The sequence below is a fragment of the Streptomyces sp. rh34 genome (genome assembly GCF_002551245.1).
Taxonomy (GTDB): domain Bacteria; phylum Actinomycetota; class Actinomycetes; order Streptomycetales; family Streptomycetaceae; genus Streptomyces.
Window position 1 is genome coordinate 20,663 of the sequence record NZ_NTGZ01000089.1, and the last position, 7,207, is coordinate 27,869.

The window sequence follows — 7,207 nt, forward strand, 5'->3', positions numbered from 1 at the left end:
GAACTGAAACATGGAGCATCGTCTACGGCGTTGTTCCGGCTTCAGCATCCTGTGCTCGTTCCGTTTAACGCAGCGCTTCGCGACCGCGAGCCGGGACTGTGGCTGCGGTGCCGGAGCGGGAGCCCGCCTTGACGAGCAGCCAGACGGCCAGCGCGCACGCCGCGAATCCGGATCCGAGGAGGCTGGTGCCCGTCCAGCCGTGGGTCGTGAAGATCGCGGTGGTCGCCGCCGCGCCGAGTGCGGAGCCGAGTGAATAGAAGACCATGTAGCCGCCGATGGCGCTGCTCAGGCGATCTGGATACGTAGCGGTGAGCATGTGCTGGTTGCTCACGTGTACGGCCTGGACCGCGAAGTCGAGGGCGACGATTCCGGCGATCAGGAGCCACAGGGACCACGGGAGCTGGGCCATCGCCGCCCACGAGAGGATCAGCAGGGCGAGCGCGAGGCCGCTGACCGGGGTCGCGCGCCCGGCGTCCGCCCACCGTCCGGCGCGCGCCGCGCCGAGTGCGCCGGCCAGGCCCGCGATGCCGAACAGCCCGATCTGGGTCTCGCTCAGCTGCCAGGGTGCGCCCGCCAGCGGCGTGGACAGCCCGCTCCACAGAGTTCCGAACGATGCGAACAGGAAGAACGCTACGAGGCCGCGTGCCAGGAAGGCTCGCTGCCCCAGCAGCCCGCCGAGCGAGCCGACCGCCTCGCGGTATGTCACAGGGGACGTCACCCGCGTCCCCGAGGGCAGTGCGGCCAGGACCAGGACGGCGAGCCCGAGGGAGAGCAACGCGAGCACGACGTAGACGCTGCGCCAGCCCCACTGGTCGGCGAGCGCGCCGGTAGCGACCCGTGCACCCAGAATGCCGACGACGACGCCCGAGGTCACCACCCCGATGTTCCGTCCGCGTTCGGCGGGAGGGGAGGCCGAGGCCGCGTAGGCCACCGCGATCTGCACCACGACCGCGAACACCCCGGCCGTCGCGAGCCCCGCAAGCGCGGGCCACGCGGCCGACGACGACGCGGTGAGCAGCATGCCCACCGAGGTGATCGCCAGCTGCGCAGCGATGAGGCGGCGCCTGTCGACCACATCCCCGAGCGGCACCAGCAGCAACAGCCCCGTCAGATAGCCGAACTGACCGGTGGCCACGAGCCATCCGGTGAGCTCCGTCGGCACGCCGAGGTCGCGCCCCATCGGCTCCAGTACCGGCTGCGCGGCGTAGACGCCCGCCACCGCGACACCGCACACCACCGCCAGCAGCAATCGACGCCATGCGTTCATCGCAGCCCCATTCAATCAGTAGCACATTGCAACCATTTGGACCGTACGGCATGATGGTTTCAATCTGCAACTCATTGGGAGGTGCCATGCCAGGCGAACCCCTGCCCGCCCCGGACGCACATTGGTCGGATCCCGACTGCCCCGTCGCCCGCACCCTCGACCTCGTCGGCGACAGATGGAGCCTTCTCGTCATCCGTGACGCGATGGACGGTGCCGCCTCGTTCACCGAGTTCCAGCGGCGGACCGGCATCGCGCGCAACATCCTCACCGACCGCCTCCGCAAGCTCCTCGCCCACGGGCTCCTCGTCCAGCGCACCGCCCCATCGGGCCGCCGCCAGGAGTACGTCCTCACCGACGCCGGCCGCGCCCTGTTCCCCGTCATCCTCACGCTGCGCCAGTGGGGCGAGCGTCACGCTTTCACGCCGGGCGAGGCCCACTCCGTCCTGGTCGACCGGCACGGTGCCCCCGTGCCGGACGTCACGCCGGCCGGTACGGACGGCACCCCCCTGGACGCCGACACCACCCACGTACGGAAGACCTCATAGGCGTCAACGAGCTCACGCACGGCAGACGGTGAGACGTCGAGAGCTTCGGTGTGTCCGCGTCCACGTCCGCGGCGCCGCCCCCGTCGGGACACGGCGGTCGAGCACGCGTCGCTCGGGCCCGGTCCCCCGCGGGACGCGCCGCCCCGCTCCGGATTGTTGTTGTCATGACCCTTGCGAGAAGAGGAGCGGCGCGCTCCAATGGACGCGACTCAATGGAAAGGAAACTTTCCTAATAGAGCTGACCTCCCGGCTGAGCTGTGTCCGTACGCCCCTCCACGACGCCCCTGCGCGTTCGGCGTCCGGCATGTCGCAAGAGATCGGAGACCCACGTGCGCATGCGCATGCCCCACCGCGTTTCCCGTTCTGAACGACCACCCCGCCCCGTGCACCGCCGACGTCGCACCGGCGTGAGGATCGCCCTGGCCATGGCGCTGACCGCGATCCCCGCCGTGATCGCCCTCAACACCGGACAGGCGGCCGCGGCATCCGGCCTCGACGATCCGGTGAAGAAGGAGATCGCCATGCAGATCGTCTCGACGGCGGAGAACTCCTCGCTCCAGTGGCGCGAGCAGTTCGACTACATCGAGGACATCGGCGACGGGCGCGGCTACACGGCCGGTGTCGTCGGCTTCTGCTCCGGTACGCACGACATGCTCGAACTCGTCGAGTACTACACGGGCAAGGTGCCGGGCAATCCGCTGGCCAAGTACCTCCCGGCGCTCCGCGCGGTCGACGGGAGCGACTCCCACGAGGGCCTGGACCCCGGCTTCACGGCCGCATGGCAGCAGGCCGCGGCCACCCCCGAGTTCCGCGCGGCCCAGGAACACGAGCGTGACCGCGTCTACTTCGACCCCTCCGTGTCCCGGGCGAAGAGCGACGGGCTACGGGTACTCGGCCAGTTCGCCTACTATGACGCCATCGTCATGCACGGACAGTCGGGCTTCGACAGCATCCGCGCCGAGGCCCGGAACGACGCCCGTACGCCGGCCGAGGGCGGCGACGAAACCCGGTACCTCGACGCCTTCCTCGACGCCCGTGTCGTGGAGATGAAGAAGGAGGCGGCGCACGAGGACACCAGCCGCGTCGACACCGCCCAGCGCGTGTTCCTGAGGAACGGCAATCTCGACCTCGACACACCACTGGCCTGGGCCGTCTACGGCGACGACTTCCGTATCGACACCGACCCCCGGCCAGGCCCGGAACCGACGGACCCCTCCGGGACCGAGGCGCTGATATCGCGTGGCAAGCCCGCCACCGCCTCCTCGTCCGAGACCTCCACCCTGACCCCCGGCAAGGCCGTCGACGGCGTCGCGACCACCCGCTGGGCCAGTGCCGAAGGATCGGACCCGCAGTGGCTCCGCATCGACCTCGGCGAAGGGGCGTCCGTCTCCCGCGTCGAGCTGACCTGGGAGGCCGCGTACGCGAAGCAGTACCGGCTGGAGATCTCGCCCGACGGCACCGACTGGACCCGCCTCGCCGCGGAGACAGCGGGTAACGGCGGGACCGACACCTGGACCGGTCTGACCGGCAAGGGCCGCTACCTGCGCGTGTACGGCACCGCGCGCGGCACCACGTACGGCTACTCCCTGTGGGAGGCCGACGTGTATGGCACCGCCGGGGGTACCACCCCCACCGACCCGCCCCCGAAGGGCGCGTTCACCGTGGTCGGCGCCGGTGACATCGCCGACCAGTGCAATCGGACCGATCCGGGGTGCCAGCACTTCAAGACCGCCGCACGCGCCATGGCGATCGACCCGGCCTTCTACATCACCATGGGTGACAACCAGTACGACGACGCCCACATCGAGGACTTCCGCAACTACTACGACAAGTCCTGGGGCCAGTTCAAGGACAAGACCCACCCCGTGCCCGGCAACCACGAGGCGTACGACGACTGGGACAACCAGGACGAGGTCGCCTACCGGCAGTACTTCGGTGACCGCGCCACCCCCCAGGGCAAGATGTGGTACAGCTACGACTACGGCAACTGGCACTTCGTCGCCCTCAACTCCAACCGGTTCGACGAGCACGAACAGCTCGACTGGCTGAAGGCCGACCTCGCCAAGAACAGCAAGAAGTGCGTCGCCGCGTACTTCCACCACCCGCTGTTCAGCTCCGGCAGCCACGGCAACGACCCCGTGAGCAAGCCGATCTGGTCCATGCTGCAGGCAGCCGGCACCGAACTGGTGCTGAGCGGCCACGACCACCACTACGAGCGTTTCGCCCCGCAGAGCCCGGACGGCCGGGCAGACCCGAACGGCATCGTCGAGATCCTCGGCGGTATGGGTGGCAAGGACCTGTACGGCCAGGGTGACACCGTGCAGAAGAACAGCCAGAAGCGCATCTGGGACAAGTTCGGCGTGATGCAGCTCGACTTCACCGACACGACCTTCACCTCGAAGTTCGTCGGTACCGACGGAACGGTCCTGGACACCGGCCCGACGTACAGCTGCCACTGATCTCCACGCCTGTCCCCGACCCCCGCACCGTCCGTCGTGGTCCGGCCGCCGTGCCCCGCCGGCCGGCCATGCCCGGCCGGCGAACCCGCCCGGAGCACCGGTTGTGCAGCCGGAGCTCCGGGCACGCGTACCAGGAGCGTCTGTATGTACCTTGCCGTCGGCAGAACCCGTCCACCGGACGGAACCGCCCCCGACCGGACCCCCTCAGCCGTACGGCCCGCCGGCCGGAGGCGCCTCACCGGCACCGTCGTCGCGCTCGGCGCGGTCAGCCTCGTCACCGACATCTCGTCCGAGATGGTCACCGCCGTACTGCCCCTCTACCTCGTCCTGGGGCTGGGACTCAGCCCCCTCCAGTTCGGCTTTCTCGACGGCCTCTACAACGGTGTCACCGCCTTCGTCAGATTCGCCGGCGGGCACGCCGCCGACCGCTGGCAGCGGCACAAGCTCGTCGCCGGAAGCGGATACGCGCTGTCCGCCGTCTGCAAACTCGGCCTGCTCCTCGCGGGCAGTTCCACCCCCGCCCTCTCCGCCGCTCTCGCGGCCGACCGGGTCGGCAAGGGCGTGCGGACAGCACCGCGCGACGCCCTGATCTCACTGAGCTGCGACGAGCGGGACCTCGGCCGCGCCTTCGGTGTGCACCGGGCCATGGACACCACGGGCGCCATGCTCGGACCGCTCGTCGCCTTCGCCGTCCTGTGGGCGACCGTCGACGCCTACGACGCGGTCTTCGTCGTCAGCTTCTGCTTCGGCCTGCTGGGGGTACTGATCCTCTTCGCGTTCGTCCCCGGCCGCGAAGCCCGTCCGGCGCGCCCGCCCGGCAGGGCCGCGGCCACACTGCGGGAAACGCTGCGGCTCTTCCACGTCCCCGCCTTCCGCCGCATCCTCCTCGCGGCCACGGCGCTCGGCCTCGTCGGCGTGGGCGACGGATTCCTGTACCTGGTCCTGCAGAAGCGGCTCGCCCTCGACGTGGAGTTCTTCCCGCTGCTGCCGCTCGGCAGCGCGGCGGTCTATCTCCTGCTCGCCGTTCCCCTCGGCCGGGCCGCCGACCGGATCGGCCGCCGCGTCCCGTACCTGCTGGGGCATGTCGCCCTGCTCGGGGTGTACGTCGCGCTGTTCTCCCCGGTGGCGGGCTGGCCGCTCACGATCCTGGTGCTCGTCCTGCACGGCACGTTCTACGCGGCGACCGACGGGGTCCTCATGGCGCTCGGCGGCCCGGTCGTGCCGGCGGACCGGCGCGCGGGCGGGATGGCACTGCTGCAGACCGGCCAGAGTCTGGGCCGTCTGTTCGCGTCCGTCGGGTTCGGAGCCGTCTGGACGCTGTGGGGCATGGACAACGCCCTCGTCCTGGCCGCCGCGGCACTCGGCGCCGTCCTCGTCCTCGCCTGCGTACTCCTGCCGGCCGCACCCACGCCCGCCGGCCCCGCACCCGTCACCGCCCCGGAGCCCTCATGACCCTGCCTCCTCTTTCCCTGCGCGCGCGGATCACCGCGCTCACGGCGGCCACCGCCGTACTCGCGACCGTCGCCGTCGGCTACACGGTCGCGGCAGCCGACGGCGACGGCCGGTCGCCGGAGTCCGTCGCCGCTCCGGGCCTCACACTCGACGAGGCGCCCGGCCTGTACCACGCGGCACGGAACGGCGACGTGCGCTCGGCGCCGTACAGCTCCTCGGGAACGGGAGGAGCGGCCGACGACGCGCGGAGCAGGAACACCGGGCTGTCGTGCGACCGCTTCTACGCGAGCGGACGGTCGGCCGTCTGTATCGCGAGCCACCCCGGGATCTCGCAGAAGACGAAGGTGAGCGTCCTCGACCGGAAGCTGAACACCCGTAAGACCGTCGTGGTCGGCGGCATCCCCAACCGGGCGCGGGTCTCTCCTTCGGGCCGGATGCTCGCCTGGACGCTGTTCGTCAGCGGCGACTCGTACGCCTCGTCCTCCTTCTCGACGAGGACCGGCATCCTCGACACCCGGACCGGCTATCTGGTCAAGAACGTGGAGACCCTCCAGCTCTACCTGGAAGGGCGGCGTTACCACGCCCCGGACGTGAACTACTGGGGCGTCACCTTCGCGGACGACAACCGCTTCTACGCGACGGTGGCCACCAAGGGGAAGACGTACCTCGTCGAGGGCGACATCAGGACATGGAAGGCCCGCACACTCCGCCGCAACGCGGAATGCCCGTCCCTCTCGCCCGACGGCACCCGGATCGCCTTCAAGAAGAGGGTCCGCGAGGGCGCCCAGAATCCGTGGCGACTGCACGTACTGGACGTGAAGACGATGCGTGAGACTCCCGTCACCGAGACCCGCAGCGTCGACGACCAGGCGGCGTGGCTGGACGACTCGACCCTCGCGTACGCCCTCCCGGGCCGGGCGAAGGGCACTTCGGACATCTGGACCGTCCCCGTCGGCACCTCGGCCGCCGAGCCGAGACTCCTCCTGCGCGACGCGTCGTCACCTTCCATGGTCGCGGCGAGCAGCTGATCAGGGGCGGCGACGGCCGCGCGGTGACGAGCTGGTGCGCCCAGGGAGCCCCCTGCCGCCTGCTACGCATCGGCCGCACGAAACGTGTCGTCCGGCGCGGTTCTTCGCGCGACCCGTCCCGCTTCCCTGCATTTGATACCTTTCACTGGACACGAAATTCGATCGGATGTTCGTTTTTGGGATCTCCGACACGTCCGTTGTCGGCAATAGACGCTCACGTTCTCCGACGTGCGGCGTGCCACTCAATCGGACCGGGTGAAAGCTCATGGCAGGAACCGACCACGAGAAGGCGCTGGACACCGCGCTGGCTCAGATCGAGCGGAAGTTCGGCAAGGGTGCGGTGATGCGCCTGGGCGAGCGGCCGAACGAGCCCATCGAGGTGATCCCCACCGGGTCGACCGCCCTGGATGTCGCGCTCGGTGTGGGCGGTCTGCCGCGCGGCCGTGTGGTGGAGGT

General features: G+C 70.0%; 5 protein-coding genes and 2 pseudogenes. 6 read left to right on the plus strand and 1 reads right to left on the minus strand.

All coding sequences use genetic code 11. The features are described from left to right. Positions 1-64 precede the first annotated feature (64 nt). Positions 65-1,267, minus strand: coding sequence for an MFS transporter (locus CR470_RS18235; protein ID WP_097868647.1), 1,203 nt, complete (start codon positions 1,265-1,267; stop codon positions 65-67). Positions 1,268-1,353: 86 nt separating this feature from the next. Between CR470_RS18235 and CR470_RS18240 the strand changes: the two genes are divergently transcribed. The 6 genes and pseudogenes from CR470_RS18240 to CR470_RS18260 form a co-directional block, all read left to right on the plus strand. Continuing rightward, positions 1,354-1,812, plus strand: coding sequence for a winged helix-turn-helix transcriptional regulator (locus CR470_RS18240; protein WP_097868648.1), 459 nt, complete (start codon positions 1,354-1,356; stop codon positions 1,810-1,812). A gap of 335 nt (positions 1,813-2,147) precedes the next feature. Beyond that, positions 2,148-2,987 (plus strand): annotated as a pseudogene (locus tag CR470_RS40590) (chitosanase); the annotation flags it as partial. Between the two features lie 57 nt (positions 2,988-3,044). After that, complete coding sequence (locus CR470_RS40600; protein ID WP_306667801.1) at positions 3,045-4,271, plus strand: discoidin domain-containing protein; 1,227 nt, start codon at positions 3,045-3,047, stop codon at positions 4,269-4,271. A gap of 144 nt (positions 4,272-4,415) precedes the next feature. Next, the gene (locus CR470_RS18250; RefSeq protein ID WP_097868650.1) at positions 4,416-5,723 is read left to right on the plus strand and encodes an MFS transporter; all 1,308 of its coding nucleotides are present in this window, start codon (positions 4,416-4,418) and stop codon (positions 5,721-5,723) included. Then, positions 5,720-6,751 (plus strand): TolB family protein, encoded by a 1,032-nt coding sequence (locus tag CR470_RS18255; RefSeq protein WP_097868651.1) that lies wholly within the window; start codon positions 5,720-5,722, stop codon positions 6,749-6,751. The genes CR470_RS18250 and CR470_RS18255 overlap by 4 nt, the downstream gene beginning before the upstream one ends. 265 nt (positions 6,752-7,016) lie before the next feature. After that, positions 7,017-7,207 (plus strand): annotated as a pseudogene (locus CR470_RS18260) (DNA recombination/repair protein RecA); the annotation flags it as partial.